This is a genomic window from Dactylosporangium sp. CA-092794 (genome assembly GCF_050948465.1).
Taxonomy (GTDB): Bacteria; Actinomycetota; Actinomycetes; order Mycobacteriales; family Micromonosporaceae; genus Dactylosporangium.
In genome coordinates, this window is record NZ_CP192044.1 from 7,277,975 (window position 1) to 7,295,497 (window position 17,523).

Here is a 17,523-nt window from a genome sequence, read left to right on the forward strand (position 1 = left end):
GTTCGGCGCGGGTACACCGCGTCGCAGTGCACAACGCCACCGTGCGCCACGGGTCACGCACCGGATTTCCGGCCGGGCGCGGGATCGCGGCCCAGGCGGGCGGGGTAGCATGCCGCCAGCCCGACGGGAGAGGGACGGATTTGACGCATCGCAGCAGGCCACGGGAGCTCGCATGACCGACGGCATCGCGACCGCCGCCGTCGGCGGGTGCATCGTGGTCACGCCCGCCGGCGCGCTGGACGTGTCCACCTCGCCCGATCTGCACGCCCTGCTGCACAAGACCCTCGACGACGGGGCGACCCGGCTGGTGCTGGACCTGACGCAGGTGGAGTTCATCGACTCCACCGCGCTGCGCGTGCTGGTCTCGATCCACAAGCGGCTGCGGGAGTCCGGCGGGTTCGCCGTGGTCTGCCCGCACGCCCGCCTCCGGCGGATCTTCGACCTGACCGCGCTCGACCGGGTGCTGACGCTGACCGACACCGTCGATGAGGCCCGCGCGATCCTCGAAACCTAACGCGGCTGCAGGGCGCGCGGGTGGCGGATGCCCGGGTGCCCCTCGGGCAGCGACCGGCGCAGCACCCACCAGCTCAGCGCCAGGCACGCGGCGACCAGCGGCCAGGTGAGCACGGTCTGCGCGGCGGCCAGCCAGAGCACGGCGTTGGCCCACCACAGCGGCACGAACACGGCCAGCCGCACGAGGTACTGCCCGACCCACACCCAGCTGGCCCGCTGGTAGCCGCGCAGCAGGTCGGGGTCGGCCCGCCAGCGCGTCTTCTGCCCCAGCACCGTGCCCACCACCAGCCCCAGCAGCGGCCACCGCACCAGGATGCTCGCCACCCAGGCCAGGGCGCTGGCCGCGTTGGTGAGCACCCGCACGGCGAAGAAGTCCGCGGCCCGGCCGGTGCGCAGCGCCACGAGCGCGCCCAGGCACACCACGAGCAGGCTGAACACGGCGCCGATCGGGCGGCGGCCCGCCGCGATCCGCCACCCGGCGACGCCGGCGCCGGCGAGCACGGCCACGCCCGCACCGAGCGGGATCGAACGGCCGCCGGCCAGCCAGCCGGCGGCGAAGCCGATCACCGGTACCGTGGTCTCCACGGCCGACCGCCATCCGCCCAGCAGGTCGCTGAGGGACTCCCCATCTTCACGCGCCATCGTGCCCCGTCCCGATCAGGCAAACGAAGGTAAGCCTGCCCTACATCGGACGGTACGAGCAAGTAACCGGAACGCTCAACGTTATGGTTTCGGCGGCCGAGAAGCACTGACAGAATGCCGACGCAGAGAACGGACAATTAGCGAAAGAATCGGACGCATAATCACCGATGGCCATCGGTTGATGACGTTCGGTCCCGGCATTGCGAAATCGCCATTCGTTCGGGCTATTCCGGCTCGCGACCGGGGTCGATATGGTCCCGCCAGCCGAACCGGAGGTTGGGAAAGATGCGTTTGCGCAGAGCGCGCAGGAATCGGGCGATCGGCGCGATCGCCGCCCTGTTGCTCGGCCTTTTCGTGCTCGTCTCGCAGCCGGCGCCTGCCGTTGCCGACACGTTCGCGAGCCCGGGCTTCACCACCGAGGTGGTGGCCACGTTCGACAAGTACTCGCTGGTCGGTGAGGCGTTCGCGCCCGACGGCCGGCTGTTCGTGTGGACCAAGCCCGGCGTCGTGTGGGTGGTCAAGAACGGCCAGATCCTGTCGACGCCGTTCCTGAACCTGACCGGCAAGGTCAACACCTACGACGACCGCGGCCTGTGGGGCCTCGCGTTCGACCCGGACTTCGCCAACAACGGGTTCGTCTACCTGACGTACGTCTACGAGAACACCAGCAACCCGAACGACTCGGGCCCCAAGACCGCCCGGCTGACCCGGGTGACCGCCAACCCGGCCAACCCCGACGTGTCGCTGGCCGGCAGCGAGACGGTGATCCTGGGCAGCGTCACCACGGCGCCCTGCCCGCCGGCGCCGGCCGACTGCATCCCGGCCGACGGCAGCAGCCACACCATCGGCAACCTGCAGTTCTCGCCCGACGGCACGCTGTTCCTGGGCAACGGCGACGCCGACGACGCCACGCAGGCCGACCCGAACTCGCTGCTCGCGCAGGACCTCAACAGCTACCGGGGCAAGATCCTGCGGATCAACAAGGACGGCACCGCCCCCGCGGACAACCCGTTCTACGACGGCACCAACTCGGTGAAGTCGAAGGTGTACCTCTACGGCGTGCGCAACCCCTTCCGGTTCTCGCTGCAGCCCGGCACCAACCACATCTGGTTCGGCGACGTCGGCTGGAACAGCTGGGAGGAGATCAACGACGGCGTGCCCGGCGGCAACTACGGCTGGCCCTGCTACGAGGGCAACAACCCGCAGGGCAGCTTCCAGGTCCGCTACTCGCAGTGCCAGGCCCTCGCCGCCTCGGCGGTGACCGCGCCGTACCACACCTATGACCACAGCGTCGGCACGGCGGCCATCGGCGGCCCGTTCTACACCGGGACGCTGTACCCGCCGCAGTACCAGGGGAATTTCTTCTTCGCCGACTACTCCGGCAACTACATCAAGCGCGTGACGTTCGACGCCAACCACAACCCGACCGGCGTGCAGCCGTTCGCCACGAACATCGAGGCGCCGGTCTCGCTCGCGGTGGGCCCGGACGGGATGATCTACTACCTGTCGTTCACCACCGGGCAGCTGCGCCGGATCCGGTTCAACGGCCCGTCGGCGACCGCGTCGGCCACGCCGATGTACGGCTACTCCCCGCTGCAGGTGCAGTTCTCCAGCGCCGGGTCGGAGGACGCCGGCGGCGGCACCCTGACGTACCTGTGGGACTTCGGCGACGGCACCACGTCGACCGCCGCCAACCCGGTGCACACCTACACCTCCGCGACGGTGAAGACCTACACCGCGCGGCTGACGGTCACCGGCGCGGGCAGCCTGACCTCGACCGCGACGACGACGGTCACGGTCGGCAGCATGCCCCCGATACCGACGATCACCGCGCCGCTGAACAACACCGTCTACCAGCCCGGCCAGACGGTCAACTACGCGGGCTCCGCGACCGACCCGGACCAGGGCCCGCTGCCGGCCAGCGCGCTGAGCTGGACCGTGCTGCTGCACCACAACACCCACGTGCACACGTTCGTGGGCGGCACCGGCACGTCGGGCAGCTTCGTGGTCGAGGACCACGGCCCGATCGGTACCTTCTCCTACGAGGTCATCCTGACCGCGACCGACAGCAGCGGCCTGACCTCCAGCACCAGCGTGCTGCTGCCGATCGGCTCGGACGCCCAGCCGCCCACCGCCCCGGGCAACCTGACCACGGCGGTCAACGGCTCGCAGGTGAACCTGAACTGGACGGCGTCGACCGACAACGTCGGGGTCACCGGCTACAAGGTGGAGCGCTGCCAGGGCGCGGGCTGCACGAACTTCGCGCAGATCGCCACCCCGACCGGCACCACGTTCGCCGACACCGGGCTGACCGCCAACACCACGTACCAGTACCGCGTGGCGGCGACCGACCCGTCGAGCAACACCAGCCCCTACTCGAACGTCGCGACGGCCACGCTGGGCGGCGCGCCGACCCAGCCGAGCGGCCTGGTCGCCGGCTACACGTTCGACGCGGGCAGCGGCACGGCCCTCGCCGACATCTCGGGGAACAACAACAACGGCACGATCACCGGCGCCAGCTGGGTGGCCGGCAAGTACGGCGGGGCGCTGAGCTTCAACGGCTCGGCGAACGTCGTGAAGGTGCCGTCGTCGGCGTCGCTGAACCTGTCCGCCGGCCTGACCCTGGCCGCCTGGGTCCAGCCGACCGCGTCGCAGCAGGGCTGGCGGACGATCATGCAGAAGGAGGACAGCGCCTGGTTCCTCAACGCGAGCAACGACGCCGGGCCGCTGCGCCCCGCCGGCGGCGTGACGTCGACCAACGGCAGCGACGCCGCGGTGTCGGGCCCGACGGCCAGCCCGCTCAACCAGTGGACGCACGTGGCGCTGACGTACGACGGATCGAACCTGCGCCTGTACGTCAACGGCACGCTGGTGACCACGAAGGCCAAGACCGGCGCGCTGCAGCAGACGACGCAACCGCTGTCGATCGGCGGTAACACGCCCTACGGCGAGTACTTCACCGGGCTCATCGACGAGGCGAGGGTCTACAACCGGGCGCTCACCGCGGCCGAGGTGCAGACGATCATGAACTCGCCGCTGGTGCCGCCGGTGGTGGACACCACGCCGCCGTCGACGCCGACCGGGCTCACCGCGACCGCGGCCGGCGCGACGCAGGTCAACCTGTCCTGGCCCGCCGCGACCGACGACGTCGGGGTGGCCGGCTACCAGGTCGAGCGCTGCCAGGGCGCCGGGTGCACCAACTTCGCCGCGATCGGCACCGTGGGTACCAACGCCTACAGCGACACCGGCCTGACCGCGTCCACGGCCTACACCTACCGGGTGCGGGCCGCCGACTCGGCCGGGAACCTCGGCGGCTACTCGCCGACGGCGTCGGCGACCACGACCGCGGCCGCGGACACCACGGCGCCGAGCGCGCCGGCGGGCCTCGCCGCGACCGTGGCCGGCAACACGCAGGTCAACCTGACCTGGACCGGCTCCACGGACAACGTCGGGGTCACCGGCTACCGCATCGAGCGCTGCTCGGGCGCGGGCTGCACGAACTTCACGCAGATCGCCACGTCCACGACGACGACGTACTCGAGCACCGGCCTGACCGCCGGCACCGCCTACCAGTTCCGGGTGCGGGCCACCGACGCCGCCGGCAACCTCAGCGGCTACTCGAACGTCGCCGCGGCCACGACGACGTCGACGGACACCACCGCGCCGTCGGCACCGGCCGGCCTGGCCGCGACGGCGGCGAGCCCGACGCAGGTGAACCTGTCCTGGACGGCGGCGACCGACAACGTCGGGGTCACCGGCTACCGGGTCGAACGCTGCACCGGGGCCAGCTGCACGAACTACGCGGAGATCGCGCAGCCCACGACGACGACGTACGCCAACACCGGGCTCTCGCCGAGCACGGCGTACCGGTACCGCATCCGGGCGACGGACGCCGCGGGCAACCTGAGCGCCTACTCGTCGGTCGTGTCGGCGACCACGCCGGCGCTGCCCGACTCGACGCCGCCGTCCGCCCCGTCCGGGCTGACCGCGACGCCGAACGGCACGCAGGTGGGCCTGGCGTGGACGGCGTCGACGGACAACGTCAGCGTCGCCGGCTACAAGGTGGAGCGCTGCACCGGCACCGGCTGCACCGACTTCGCGCAGGTGGCGACGCCGACGACGACCTCGTACACGGACACCGGGCTGGTGGCGAACACGACCTACCTGTACCGGGTCGCGGCCACCGACCCCACGGGCAACGTCAGCGCCTACTCGGCGACCGCGTCGGCGACGACGAGCAGCGCGCCGACGCAGCCGACCGGGCTCGTGGCCGGGTACACGTTCGACGCGGGCAGCGGCACCACGGTCGCCGACTCCTCCGGCAACGTCAACACCGGCACGATCACCGGCGCGACGTGGACGACCGGCAAGTACGGCGGGGCGCTGTCGTTCAACGGCTCGGGCAACGTGGTGAAGGTGCCCTCGGCGCCATCGCTCAACGTCACCACCGGGCTGACCCTGGCCGCCTGGATCCAGCCGACCGGCAGCCAGTCCGGGTGGCGCACGATCATGCAGAAGGAGAACGACGGCTGGTTCCTCAACGCCAGCAACGACACCGGCCCGCTGTACCCGGCCGGCGGCATCACGGACAACACCGGCAGCACCGGCTACTGCTCGGCCACGTCCGCGGCGCCGCTGAACACCTGGACGCACGTCGCGCTCACCTATGACGGCAACAACCTGCGGTTGTACGTCAACGGCACGCTGGTGTCGACGCGGGCGAAGACGGGCGCGGTCCAGACGACCACCAACCCGTTGTCGATCGGCGGCAACACGCCCTACGGGGAGTACTTCAAGGGCCTCATCGACGAGGTCCGGGTGTACAACCGGCCGCTGACCCAGGCCGAGATCCAGACGGTGATGAGCACACCGCTGTCGTGAAGTAGGGAACCAGGGGGCCCGGGCGCTTTGCCCGGGCCCCTTTCCGCGCTCAGCCGTGGTTGACGGTGAGCGAGTAGAACTTCACCTTGGCGCCGTTGGTGGTGCTGTCCGAGGACGACTGGTTGTACGAGCCGGCCTTGAAGTACATCCCGTACTGGTTGAACGACGACGGGATCGGGTAGCTCGTGGTGCTGCCGTTGATGGTGAGCTTGACCGTGTTGCCGCCGGAGACCGCGATCACGTAGCTCCACTTGACGCCCAGCGGCACGTTGCCGACCGGGTGCAGGTCCTGGCCGCCGTCGGGGGACACCTCGGTGCCGAGGTAGATGTCGCCGTTGGGCCGGTAGTACAGCTCCACCAGCGGCTTGGTCGACGGGCCGCCGCTGCCGAGGTGGATCTGCCCGACGCAGACGTTCTTGGTCACCGACGGGATGCGCAGGGTGGCCGAGAGCTTGTGCGAGCCGGACAGGCGCCAGTCGGCGGCGCTGCCGTCGGCGTTCATCTCGCGCAGCTCGGAGCGGGCGTAGTTCGAGTTCGGCGTGGTGACGCCCTGCTCCGGGGCCCAGAAGGTCATCGAGCCGTCCGTCTTGTCGGTGAAGAAGTACGCCGGGTTCGTGTACCCGTTCGGGCCCTTCAGCTGCGCCGGCTGGATCGTGGTGGGGGCGCCGGGGCTGCCGACCGGCAGCTGCAGCTGCCAGATGGACAGGTCGAAGTTGCCGCCGGGCGCGACGTTCGGGTTGAGTCCGCTGCTTGGCGTGGTCGGCGTGGTGGTACCTCCCGGCAGGGTCCAGGACTGGTTGGCCGCGCCCGTGCAGGACCAGATCTGCAGGCGGGTGCCGTTGGCCGAGCTCTGGTCGGTGGCGTCGAGGCACTTGCCCGAGCCGGTGTTGACCAGGGCGGCACCGGAGCCGGTCCACTGCTGGGCGGCCGTGCCGTTGCAATCGTAGAGCTGGACCTTGGCGCCGTTGCTGGTCGAGGCGGCGGTCACGTCGAGGCACTTGCCGAGGGCCCGGACGGTGTTGTCGCCGGTGCCGACGGTCCAGCTCTGGGCGCTCGTGCCGTTGCAGTCGTAGAGCTGGACGGCGGTGCCGTTGGCGGTGTTCGCGCCGGCGACGTCGACGCACTTGCCGCCCAGCCCGGTGATCGGGCCCGCCGTGCTGGCGGTGGCGGCGGTGATGCCGAGGACGCCGAGCGTGGCGACGACCGCGGTGGCGGTGAAGGCGATGAGGAGCTTGGAGCGGCGTTTCATGGGCGGTCCAACCTTGATGGGGGGATCAGGCAGAGTGTCTGCCAATTAACCGCGCCATCGATGCCCGTGTCAATGTTTAGGAAACTTAATTTAACGTCTTCTCAGCTCCGGGGCAGCGTCGCCGGGTCGATCAGCGCCTCGGCGTCGTCCCCGGCGAGGTCCTGGCGCAGCTGGTCCAGGCGGCCGAGCAGGGAGACCGAGTCCAGCACGGCGAGCGCGGTCGGAAACACGCTGTGCACCCGCTCGACCGCGGCGATCAGCCCGGAGCGCAGCGAGGCGTCGTCGACGTCCTCCCCCTCGATGCGCGCGGTCAGCAGGTCGGCGAGCGCGTGGACCAGGGCCCGCAGCGTGTCGCGATCGAGCGCCGGCGGCTCCCCCGGCCGGTCGTAGAGCCGATCCACGGCCAGCGAGATCGCCCGCACCTGCAGCGTGACCCGGACCAGCCACAGCTGCTCCCGGCGGGCCCGCTCGACCTCCCGGCGCAGCCGCCGGGTGAACAGGTTGAGCAGCGTGACCTCCTCGACGCCGGCCACCGCCGTGCCGGCCTCGGCGCCGGTGTCGCTGAGCCGGCGCGACGCGGCGATCCAGTCGTGCCGATCGCCGGGCCCGAGCGGCTCCTCGGCGCCGGCCCGGGCGCCCAGCTCGTCACCGATGTCGCGGAGCACGCCCGCGCAGGCCAGGGCCCACCCGTCCAGCGTCAGGCGGATGTGGGCGGTGCGCGGCGGCTCCGGCACGAGCACGGCCACGGCGAGCCCGACGACCGAGCCGATGGCGACGTCGGCGAAGCGCCACTGCCCGTAGCCGTGGGCGACCGGCGCCAGCACGAGCACGGCGAGCGTGGCGATGGTCAGCTGGTTGCGGGCCAGCGGCGTGTTGGTGATCTGCCGGGCCACGGCGAGCGCGATGAACACGGCCGGCGCCAGCGACCACCAGGTGAGCCCGAGCAGCTGCGTCCAGGCGATCGCCAGCGCGGTGCCGACCAGGTTGGCGAACAGCAGCTGCAGCCCGGTGGCGATCGACCCGAAGACGCTGGCCTGCAGCGTGAGCACCGCGATGACCGGCGCGAAGAGCACCGCCGCGTTCTCCCCGAACTGCTTGGCGAGCACCCAGGCGATCGTCGCCGCGAGGGTGCTCTTGACGACGGTGAGCCAGCTGGGCCGGCTCTTCGGCACGCTGGCGAGCAGCATGCCGAGCGGCTCGGTCACGACGGCGTGCGGCCGGCGCGGCCCGCCCTGTGGTTCGCGTGGCACACCGCAATCCTCTCACCGCGCCCGCCCGCGCGGCGGCACGGGCGCGCTATGGTCCACGCGTGCGGCACTACGACCATCCCAACCTGTTCAACTTCCGCGACCTGGGCGGCTACCCGGCCGCCGGCGGGCGCACGACCCGCTGGCGGCGACTGTTCCGGTCCGACTCGCTGAGCCGGATCGACCCGGCCGACGCGGGCTCGTTCACCGCGCTCGGCGTGCGGACCGTCATCGACCTGCGCCGGCCGCGCGAGATCGAGCGCGACGGGCGCATCCACGCGTTCGACGGCCTGCGGTACCACCATCTGAACCCGATCCACGCCGAGTGGGACGACGCCACCGACCACGACGAGCCCAGCGACGAGCGGTGGCTGGCCAACCGCTACCTCGACCTCGCCGAGCACGGCCACGCGGCGATCAGCGCCGCGGTGGAGGTCATCGCCGACGCCGACAACGCGCCGGTCGTCGTGCACTGCGTGGCCGGCAAGGACCGCACCGGCGTGGTGTCGGCGGTCACGCTGGCCGCGCTCGGCGTGCCCGACCCGGTCATCGCCGCGGACTACGCGCTGACCAGCGCCGCGACCGAGCGGACCACGGCCTACCTGCGCGCCCTCAATCCCGAGATCGCCAAGATGCCGCAGCGGTGGCTGCTCTCCCCCGCCGACGCGATGCTGCTGTTCCTCGCCGACCTGCGCAGCCGCCACGGGTCGGTGCGGGGGTACCTCGGCCTGCCCGACGCCGTCCTCACCCGCCTCGAGGCGCATCTGCTCGAGGAGCCGCCGGCCTGACCGCAAGGTCCACTGTTCGGTCGATTGCCGGTCGTCCGGCGGGTTGACATAGTGCCCTCGCACCATTCACGGGGGAGGCACAGTGAGGCGGATCGCGCTGCTGGCGTGTGCCGTCGTCGCGCTGGGGGCGGGCGGCTGCGCCGCGCGCCCCGCGGGCGCGGACGGCGACCTGACGAACGGCTGGACCATGCTCGCGGCGGCGAAGGTGCCCGAGCCGGCGGCCGGCGAGTGTCACGACTCGGCCGGCTACGCCGACTACGACACCTCGGCCTGGGAGATGCCCGGCCCGGCGGCGCCGTGCGACGGGCCGCACCAGATCGAGGTGGTCTCCGTCGGGCAGGTGCCGGCGGAGCTGGCCAAGGCCGACAAGCGCCCGGAGCGGCCGGCGTTCGCGTCGCTGTACCCGGCGTGCGAGCGGGCGGCGGCCGATTACCTCGGCGGCGACTGGCAGAGCGGCAGCACGTATCTCTACGTGCAGCCCCCCACATACGCCCAGTGGCGGGGCGGCGCCCGCTTCTACCACTGCGACGTGGCCGTGATCGCCGCCGACAACTTCACCGTGACGCGGTACGACAAACCCTTCAAGGACGCCGTCAGGCCCGGCGGACCGCTCGCCCTCGGCTGCGCCAACGGCACCGGCGGCGACCAGGACACCCTGTTCCGCGCGGCGGAGCCGGTGGCCTGCACCGCGCCGCACGACCTGGAGTTCGCGGGCTCCATCACCGCCCCGGCGGCGGCCGTCTTTCCCGAGAGCGAAAAGGCGGCCGACGCCGTCTTCGGCACGGCCTGCGACGCCAAGCTGCTCTCGTACCTCGGCATGACCCGCGCCGCCTACGCCCGCCAGCGCGACGTCAGCTCGGTCTGGTGGCGCACCTCGACCAAGACCGGCTGGGACGCCGGCGAGCACTCCGCCCGCTGCTACTTCTACGTCGAGCACCGCAAGGTCAGCCGCTCCGTCAAGGGCAACGGCAACGCCACGATCTGATTCCCAGCATCCGGGAGCGCTCCCGGGCTGCTAAACGCATTCAGCTCGGCCGAATGCATGAGGTCGGGCCCGAACCGGCGGACCGCGTCACTTCCATGGTTCAAACTGCATGTCTTGAGGGAGGTCGAGGCATGGTCACGGGGCGGGTGACACTACAGGACGTCGCGCGGAGGGCCGGCGTGTCCCGCACGACGGCGTCGTTCGTCCTGACCGGCCGGCGCGACATGCGCATCTCGGTCGACGCCGAGCAGCGGGTGCTGCGGGCCGCCCGCGAACTGGACTACCGGCCCAACCTGACCGCGCGCAGCCTGCGCACCAAGCACACCCAGACGATCGGCCTGGTCTCCGACACGATCGCCACCGACGCCTTCGCCGGCGAGATCATCCGCGGCAGCACCGCGGCCGCCCTGACCCGCCAGCACCTGATCTTCCTCGGCGAGACCGAGGGCGACCCGGCCACCGAAAAGCGCCTGGTGCAGGACATGCTCGACCGGGGCGTCGACGGCTTCCTCTACGCCTCGATGTACACCCGCGAGATCCGCATCCCGGCCGCGCTGCGCGGCCACCCGGTGGTGCTGGTCAACTGCCTGTCCCGGGTCCGCGCCCCCAGCGTGGTCCCCGACGAGCGCTCCGCCGGCCGCACCGCCGCGACCGCGCTGCTGGAGGCCGGCCACCGCGACCGCGTCTACGTCGTCGGCGAGAGCGCCCCGCACGTGTGGGCCGCCCACCACCGCCGCGCCGGCATCGACGAGGCCTTCGCGTCCGCCGGCACGTCGATCGCCGGCTCCATCGAGTCCCCCTGGTGGCCCGAGCCGGCGTACGACGCCGTCCGCGCCTTCCTGGCCGCCTCCCGATCGGCGTCGGGCCGGGCGCCGTCGGCCTTCATCTGCCTCAACGACCGCCTCGCCTTCGGCGCCTACCAGGCCGCCGCCGACGCCGGCCTGCGCGTCCCCGACGACCTGTCGGTCGTCGCCTTCGACGACTCGGACCTGGCCTCCTGGCTGCGCCCCCGCCTCACCTCGCTGGCCCTGCCCCACTTCGAACTCGGCCGCCGCGCGGTCGAGCTCCTCCTGGACGGACACGGCCCGCCGTCCGCCGGCGTGCACCCGGTCACCATGCCCCTGCGCCGCCGCGACTCGATCGCCCCACCCGCCCGATAAAGCGGTTGCCGCCCGCCCGGCGGGGCGGTCGCCGCTGCACCTCCCCGATCGCTGACCCGGGAGCGGGGCATTAGGGCAGGTCGGCGGTGTTGCCGGTGGTCTCGTCGAGCACCATGACGCGCTGGCCGTCGGGCGGGCGGTGCCGCGGCGTGGCGAGGACGGCGCCCAGCCGGGTCAGCGGGTCGCGCCACCAGGACCCGTCCGGCATGCCGAAGAGCGAGGCGTCGAGCTCCGAGTGGACCGTGACGTCGAGGTCGTACCACACGTGCTCGCCGGCGGTCAGCTGCGGGGCGCGCTCCGGGCCGGCGTCGACGGTCGTGGCGCGGGACAGCTCCGTGTACCACATCCCGGAACGGATCACGTCGGCCAGCGGGCGCGGCGAAGGCATGGCCGGCGCGGTGACCCGCGCGCCGCTGACCGCGGCCGACAGGCCGCCGCCGCAGTGCAGCGTCAGCTCGACGGAGGGCGCGTAAGGCGCGAGTCGCAGCAGGTCGGCGGCCGTCCAGGCGGCGATGACGAACGGCCAGTCGGACGCCGGATACGCGCCGAAGTACATTCCCGGGTTCGCCTTCACCGAGGCGGAAACCGAGCGGACCCGTGCGCGCAGGCGCGGTAACCCAATGTCACCCACGCGCCAGATTCTGGCAGTCGCGCCAGTCGATGCCCACCCCCGATCGGACCCTAACCGACAGATTTAACACAAGCGGAGCCGTCACCAGGGCAGGCCGCGCAGGTCAATGAGGCCGTCGGGCCAGTCGGCCAGGCCGCGGCGGCCGGGGCGGACCAGGGTGGGCTGGAGGCCCTCGCGGATCGAGCGCGCGTCGGCCACCGCGAGGTGGCGGGTCGGATTCGCCACCGGGGTCCAGCCGGTGCGCACGTAGAACCCGGCGACCGCCTCCCGGCACTGCACGAAGCCGAAGTCGGCCGCGAACGGCCCGGCCCGCAGGCGGGCGTCGAGGGCGCGCATCAGCTCGGCGCCCAGGCCGCTGCCCCGGTGCGACGGGGCGACGGCGACGTCGCCGACGCCGGCCACCAGGAGGTCGCCCACGGCGGTGCCGACCGTGCGGCGCTCGAAGCCGAGGTGGGCCACGGGGCTACCGCCGGCATCGGCGAGCCAGATCCGCGCCTCCTTGCGGGCCCAGCTCGCCGGCCACGACCGGTCCGGCTCGAACTCCGGGCCTGGGAATGCGGCCCGCAGCAGCCCCGACAGGGCGGCGTGGTCGGCGGGCGTCAGGGCGGTCTCCCACCGCACGGCGACGTCCATCAAGGTCACATGAACTTGCGCGCCGAGCTGTCGCGGTTCTGCGCGGCGGGCGTGTCGCTGAAGGCGCGGCGCAGCACCTCGAGCTCGCTGCGGCGCTGCTCGGTGACATCGCGCAGGGTGGCGACCATGCCGCGGACCAGGCGGTCGTCGCGCAGGTCGCGGAAGATCACCTCGACCAGGACGCGGGTGCCGTCCGGGCGGCGCAGGCTCCACAGGTCGCGGGTGCCGTCGCGGTCCTCGGCGCCGGCCCGCTCCAGGGTGCGCTGCACCTGGGCGCGGTCCTCGGGGGCGACGATCTCGCGGAGTGTGGCGAACGGGGTCGGCCAGATCCCCAGGACGTCGGCGACCGACGGGCTGGTGTAGCGGATCCGCTGGTCGTCGTCGAGGACCAGGACCACGTCGCTGCCGTGCTCCGTGACGGCGCGCAGATACTCGTTGCTGTCCCGCCGGCTCGCCACCTCGGTCAGGCTGATGCGGGCCAGGGCCAGCGCGGCCTGGCCGGCCACGATGGACACCGCGTCGAGCGCGGTGACCAGGTCGCGGCGCTGGCCGGCGACGTAGAGCACGCCGGCGTCGAGCGGGCAGACCAGCACGTGCTCGTACTCCGCGAGCTTGGCACTCCACAGCGGCGCGATCTTGCCGACCGGCTCGATCCGCGGCGCGGAGAGCTCGCCCATCGGGAGCAGGTCGGTGAGGCTGAAGTCGACGACGATCGCGTGCGGCGCGCCCTCCGGCAGCAAGGTGCGCACCGCCGCCTGCACGGCCGCGGCGACCTGCCCGGCGTCGGCCGCGCCGACCAGCACGGTGCCGGCCTCGCGCAGCGCCCGCTCGCGGCGCAGGGCGCTGGCGTGCTTGCCGACCGCGTCGCTGAGCCGGACCACCAGCACCACGAGCGTGATGCCGGACGCGATCGCGATGAACGGGCCGTCGTGCACGCCGCCGGTCATCGCCTGCACAAGCAGCAGCAGCGGCGCGAACGCGACGCACACCAGCAGCAGCGCCATGCCCAGGCCGTGGACGGGCTCGCGGGCGGCGCGCACGGGGCCGGCGGCCGGCGCGGTCAGCCGGGCCATCGACGGCAGCAGCGCGGACGCGCCCCACGCGGCGTAGAGCACGACATAGGCGAAGTCGGCCGGGCCGCCCGGGGACAGCCCGCCGGACGACTCGGCGACACCGTAGGCCACGTCGCCGGTCAGCATCCCGGCCGCGCCGACGGCCAGCAGGATCGCCGAGGCGTTGCGCGGCGCGGCGGTCACCAGCCGGACGGTCACCACCAGCACGACCACGTCGCCCAAGGTGAACGCGGCCTGCATCGACCAGTCGGTGGCGGTCATCGCGGTGCCGGCCAGCCGCGGCGAGGCGATGAATGCCCAGCCGGCCAGCAGCGCCGTGGTGCCCAGGGCCACCAGGTCGAGCAGGCGGGACCGGTCGTCGAGGGTGACGCTGCGCCGGGTCAGCCCGACGAGCGCGACCGCGACGATCGGGAACATGGCCAGGTAGGCGAGGTCGGCGGCGACCGGCGGCTCGCCGCCGTGCGGCGAGGCCAGGCCGTAGCAGAAGTCGCCGGCCATCATCGCCAGCAGCGCCCCGGCGAGCCACCACCAGGGCCCGGAGTGCTGCGGACGGTTGCGCGCGACGCCGGTGACGACGGCGCCGGCCGCGCACAGGCCGATGCCGGCCCAGCCGACCGAGTCGAAGGCCGGCCAGACGAACACGATCGCGGCCGATGCCGTCATGAGCACGGCATAACCGGCCAGAATCCGTTTGTCGCCCAATCCGCCCATCGACATCCTCACGATAGATAACGTTTTCTATACCACAGCACGAACGATCAGCCCAAGGCCACCAGGCCCCCCCAGGAGCAACAAAGTCACCCATTCGCGTCAGAACTGGATTCGGTACATCATGAGTCGGCAACGTTCCGCCTCAGTGAACAGACGCGAACTTCCCCGTAGTATCCACGCCCTCGGCAGCGACGACACCGCGCCCACAGCGCGGCAGCGGAATGCCGGGCAGCGGGCGGTCCACAGTGGACAGCCACCCGCCCGACCCGGCCCCTCCGGGGCGGACGAATGTCTCCGTGATCATGACGCCCGCGGTGACCGAACCACGGGTTTGCCATGATCCCGGAGACCTGTGGTACACGGGTGTACCTCAGCACTCCGCGATCATGAAAAACCGTGGTGTCGATGCCGGGTTGCGCATGATCACGGAGACTTCGCCGCGCCCGACGTGACACCCTACGCGGCCGTGTGGTGTGTCACCGGCCGGTATGGTCAGGGGCCGCGGCGGGGTTCGCTCTGGTGTGGACGTCGTGGTGATCGGGGCCGGCCAGGCGGGACTGTCCGCGGCGTACTCGCTGCGGCGGCGCGGCCTGGCGTTCGTCGTCCTGGACGCCGCCGACGGCCCGGGCGGCGCCTGGCGCTCGCGGTCGCCGTCGCTGGGCGTCGAGTCCCTGCACCGGATCTTCGACCTGCCGGGAATGCCGTTCACCCCGCCCCCGTCCGGTTCGGCCGCGACGGTGGTCTCGTCCTATTTCCGGGGGTACGAGCTGAGCCTCGCCCTGCCGATCCTGCGCCCGGCCCCGGTCCGCTCGGTGACGCGCACCGGCGAGGGTCTGCTGGTCACCACTGCGGCGGGCGGCGAATGGCAGGCCCGGTTCGTCATCAACGCCACCGGCACCTGGACCGCGCCGTATCTGCCGTTCTACCCGGGCATCGGCGAGTTCGCCGGCCGCCAGCTGCACTACGCCGGGTACCGCGGCCCGCAGGAGTTCGCCGGCCGGCGGGTGCTGGTGGTCGGCGGCGGCAACTCGGCGATCCACGTGCTGGCCGAGCTCCCCGACGCCTACTGGGTGACCCGCCGCGAGCCGGTCTTCCACGAGGGCGAGTTCACCGAGGACTACGGCCGCGAGGTCGTGGCCCGGGTCGCCGAGCGGGTCGAGGCCGGCCTGCCCCCGCGCAGCGTGGTGAGCGTGACCGGGCTGGGCTACACGGCCCTGGCCCGGGCCGCCCTGGAGCGCGGCGCGCTGGTCCGCCACCCGATGTTCGACCGCCTGGTCCCCGGGGGCGCGATGTGGGGCGCGCACTTCGAGCCGTTCGACGCCGTCATCTGGGCCACCGGCTTCCGCGCCGCCCTGCCCCACCTGGCCCCGCTCCACCTGCGCGAGCCGGGCGGCGGCATCCGGATGTCCGGCACCCGGGTCGTCCGCGAGCCCCGCCTGCACCTGGTCGGCTACGGCCCGTCGGCCAGCACCGTCGGCGCCAACCGGGCCGGCCGGGCCGCGGTCGCCGAGATCGCCGCGCAGTCGCACGCGCCCGCCGCCGCACTGCGGTGACCCGCACCGCGGCGCTCAGAGATCCAGCAGCTCGACGGTCACGGTGGCGGTGTCGCCCGGGGACAGGGACTCGGCCTTGCGCACGGCGGCCTTGACCGGCAGCACGTAGGCGCCGTCGCCGCCGCCCGGGAAGATCGACGTCTTCCAGCTGGTGGTGCCGATGCGGACCCGGACCCGCACCGAGCCGAAGCCCCGCCGGCCCCCGGCCGTCGCGTCGCGGATCTCGTCCGAGGCGTCCACCGGCAGGCTGACGAACGTCCAGGTATCGGCGCGGCGGGCGTCCCACACCCACAGCGGCGCCGCGAACTCCACGACCATCGGCCCAGCCTAGGGCAACCACGCCGACCGGCCGGCGGATCAGTGGTCGTCACGCAGTGCCGGCGTCCCGGCGGCGCAGTGCACCTCGGCCTCGACCCGCACACCGGCCGCCCCGCCACGGCGCTGCGCTCGGTCACCGTCGTGGGCCCCGGCCTCGGCCGGGCCGACGCCTACGCCACCGCGGCGGTGGCCATGGGCCGCGCCGCCCTGCGCTGGCTGGCCGAGCTCGCCGACCGCCACGGCGACGAGTCGGCCGTCGTGACCGAGGACGGTGAAGGCTTCTGCTCCGCCGGCCTGCCGTTGCTCCCCGTCCCGGCCCCGCCGGCCTAGGGAACCACGGTGACCATCGGCTCACCCGATCCGAAGCTCGCGGGACAGCCGCGCGACGAGCTCGTCGGGCTCGACGCCGAACCGGCGGAGCATCCCGCTGCCGGTGCCGGCGCCGTCCGAGGCGATGGCGTAGAGCACGTGGGACGTGCCTAGCAGATGGGCCTGCGTGACCGCCGGGGCATTGGTGCGCACCGCTTGCCGGATCGCCTCCCGGCGCACGACCAGTTCGACCGGACCACCCCAGCGGCGCCCGGCCAGCAGGCCCGGCAGCCGGGCGACCGACCGGCGCGCGCGACTCGACGAGGCCAGCGCGTCGAGCAGCCCGAGTCCTACGACCGCGTCCGCGTTCGGCTCGCCGTTCGCGAACGGTTCCGGGCCCGGCGGTTCCCGGCCGCCGACAAGGTGGCGCAACAGCAGGGCATGGCTGACGTGGCGGGTGCTCCTGGTTTCGTACGCGGCCGCGAAGGCCGCCAGGAGCCCGGATCGAACCGCCGCGTCCCAATCGGGGCCGACCGCCTCGACCCAGCGGCGTGTCCGCTGGCGCGCCCTCCAGGTCGCCTCGCGCAGCGTCGCATCCACCTCAAATTCAAGATCCGCCAGCGCGGCGGCCTCGAGGTGCGGTGACGGTACGGACACACGGGACGCCTCCGGGGCGGCGCCCCGCCGCATGAGCTCCCGCGCCACGGCCGTGGCAGCCACGGTCGGCGTGCCGGTCCGCCAAGCGTCGCGCACGCACTTGGCGAGGGCGAAGACCACCGCTGCCGACGCAACCGCGAATCGCCTGGTACTGGTCATTTCCCGGGCCTACC

Annotated in this window: 15 protein-coding genes; 7 read left to right on the plus strand and 8 right to left on the minus strand. The window is 72.7% G+C overall.

Annotation, left to right across the window (positions count from 1 at the left end):
* The first annotated feature begins 172 nt into the window (after positions 1-172).
* Positions 173-514 carry an STAS domain-containing protein gene (locus tag ACQPXD_RS31055; RefSeq protein ID WP_432824869.1) on the plus strand — a complete coding sequence of 114 codons (342 nt, stop codon included), beginning with the start codon at positions 173-175 and terminating at the stop codon, positions 512-514.
* Here ACQPXD_RS31055 and ACQPXD_RS31060 read toward each other — a convergent pair.
* The gene (locus tag ACQPXD_RS31060) at positions 511-1,155 is read right to left on the minus strand and encodes a DUF3159 domain-containing protein (RefSeq protein WP_432824870.1); all 645 of its coding nucleotides are present in this window, start codon (positions 1,153-1,155) and stop codon (positions 511-513) included. The genes ACQPXD_RS31055 and ACQPXD_RS31060 overlap by 4 nt on opposite strands.
* Before the next feature lie 285 nt (positions 1,156-1,440).
* On the opposite strand from ACQPXD_RS31060, the gene ACQPXD_RS31065 reads away from it, so the two are divergent.
* Positions 1,441-6,036 (plus strand): LamG-like jellyroll fold domain-containing protein, encoded by a 4,596-nt coding sequence (locus tag ACQPXD_RS31065; RefSeq protein WP_432824871.1) that lies wholly within the window; start codon positions 1,441-1,443, stop codon positions 6,034-6,036.
* A gap of 49 nt (positions 6,037-6,085) precedes the next feature.
* Here the strand turns inward: ACQPXD_RS31065 and ACQPXD_RS31070 are convergent, their stop codons facing one another.
* Both ACQPXD_RS31070 and ACQPXD_RS31075 read right to left on the minus strand, forming a co-directional pair.
* Entirely contained in the window at positions 6,086-7,285 is a 1,200-nt protein-coding gene (locus ACQPXD_RS31070; RefSeq protein WP_432824872.1) for a polysaccharide lyase family 7 protein, read from the minus strand.
* A 101-nt stretch (positions 7,286-7,386) separates the two neighbouring features.
* Positions 7,387-8,535, minus strand: a complete 1,149-nt coding sequence (locus tag ACQPXD_RS31075) for an FUSC family protein (RefSeq protein WP_432824873.1) — start codon at positions 8,533-8,535, stop codon at positions 7,387-7,389.
* Between the two features lie 59 nt (positions 8,536-8,594).
* On the opposite strand from ACQPXD_RS31075, the gene ACQPXD_RS31080 reads away from it, so the two are divergent.
* The 3 genes from ACQPXD_RS31080 to ACQPXD_RS31090 all read left to right on the plus strand — a co-directional run bounded on the left by ACQPXD_RS31080 (position 8,595) and on the right by ACQPXD_RS31090 (position 11,465).
* Complete coding sequence (locus tag ACQPXD_RS31080) at positions 8,595-9,320, plus strand: tyrosine-protein phosphatase (protein ID WP_432824874.1); 726 nt, start codon at positions 8,595-8,597, stop codon at positions 9,318-9,320.
* Between the two features lie 82 nt (positions 9,321-9,402).
* Positions 9,403-10,305, plus strand: a complete 903-nt coding sequence (locus ACQPXD_RS31085) for a septum formation family protein (protein WP_432824875.1) — start codon at positions 9,403-9,405, stop codon at positions 10,303-10,305.
* 131 nt (positions 10,306-10,436) lie between these two features.
* The gene (locus ACQPXD_RS31090; RefSeq protein ID WP_432824876.1) at positions 10,437-11,465 is read left to right on the plus strand and encodes a LacI family DNA-binding transcriptional regulator; all 1,029 of its coding nucleotides are present in this window, start codon (positions 10,437-10,439) and stop codon (positions 11,463-11,465) included.
* A 70-nt stretch (positions 11,466-11,535) separates the two neighbouring features.
* On the opposite strand, the gene ACQPXD_RS31095 is transcribed toward ACQPXD_RS31090, so the two are convergent.
* The 3 genes from ACQPXD_RS31095 to ACQPXD_RS31105 all read right to left on the minus strand — a co-directional run bounded on the left by ACQPXD_RS31095 (position 11,536) and on the right by ACQPXD_RS31105 (position 14,465).
* Complete coding sequence (locus ACQPXD_RS31095) at positions 11,536-12,096, minus strand: hypothetical protein (RefSeq protein WP_432824877.1); 561 nt, start codon at positions 12,094-12,096, stop codon at positions 11,536-11,538.
* Positions 12,097-12,177: 81 nt separating this feature from the next.
* Entirely contained in the window at positions 12,178-12,729 is a 552-nt protein-coding gene (locus tag ACQPXD_RS31100; protein ID WP_432824878.1) for a GNAT family N-acetyltransferase, read from the minus strand.
* A gap of 5 nt (positions 12,730-12,734) precedes the next feature.
* The gene (locus tag ACQPXD_RS31105) at positions 12,735-14,465 is read right to left on the minus strand and encodes a PAS domain-containing protein (RefSeq protein WP_432824879.1); all 1,731 of its coding nucleotides are present in this window, start codon (positions 14,463-14,465) and stop codon (positions 12,735-12,737) included.
* A 569-nt stretch (positions 14,466-15,034) separates the two neighbouring features.
* On the opposite strand from ACQPXD_RS31105, the gene ACQPXD_RS31110 reads away from it, so the two are divergent.
* Positions 15,035-16,066 carry an FAD-dependent oxidoreductase gene (locus ACQPXD_RS31110; RefSeq protein ID WP_432824880.1) on the plus strand — a complete coding sequence of 344 codons (1,032 nt, stop codon included), beginning with the start codon at positions 15,035-15,037 and terminating at the stop codon, positions 16,064-16,066.
* Between the two features lie 15 nt (positions 16,067-16,081).
* On the opposite strand, the gene ACQPXD_RS31115 is transcribed toward ACQPXD_RS31110, so the two are convergent.
* The gene (locus tag ACQPXD_RS31115) at positions 16,082-16,384 is read right to left on the minus strand and encodes a DUF1905 domain-containing protein (protein ID WP_432824881.1); all 303 of its coding nucleotides are present in this window, start codon (positions 16,382-16,384) and stop codon (positions 16,082-16,084) included.
* Positions 16,385-16,462: 78 nt separating this feature from the next.
* Between ACQPXD_RS31115 and ACQPXD_RS31120 the strand changes: the two genes are divergently transcribed.
* The gene (locus tag ACQPXD_RS31120) at positions 16,463-16,714 is read left to right on the plus strand and encodes an FAD:protein FMN transferase (protein ID WP_432824882.1); all 252 of its coding nucleotides are present in this window, start codon (positions 16,463-16,465) and stop codon (positions 16,712-16,714) included.
* A gap of 21 nt (positions 16,715-16,735) precedes the next feature.
* On the opposite strand, the gene ACQPXD_RS31125 is transcribed toward ACQPXD_RS31120, so the two are convergent.
* A complete protein-coding gene (locus ACQPXD_RS31125) occupies positions 16,736-17,509 on the minus strand; it encodes a hypothetical protein (protein WP_432824883.1) in 774 nt (257 codons plus the stop codon).
* Between the last annotated feature and the right edge of the window lie 14 nt (positions 17,510-17,523).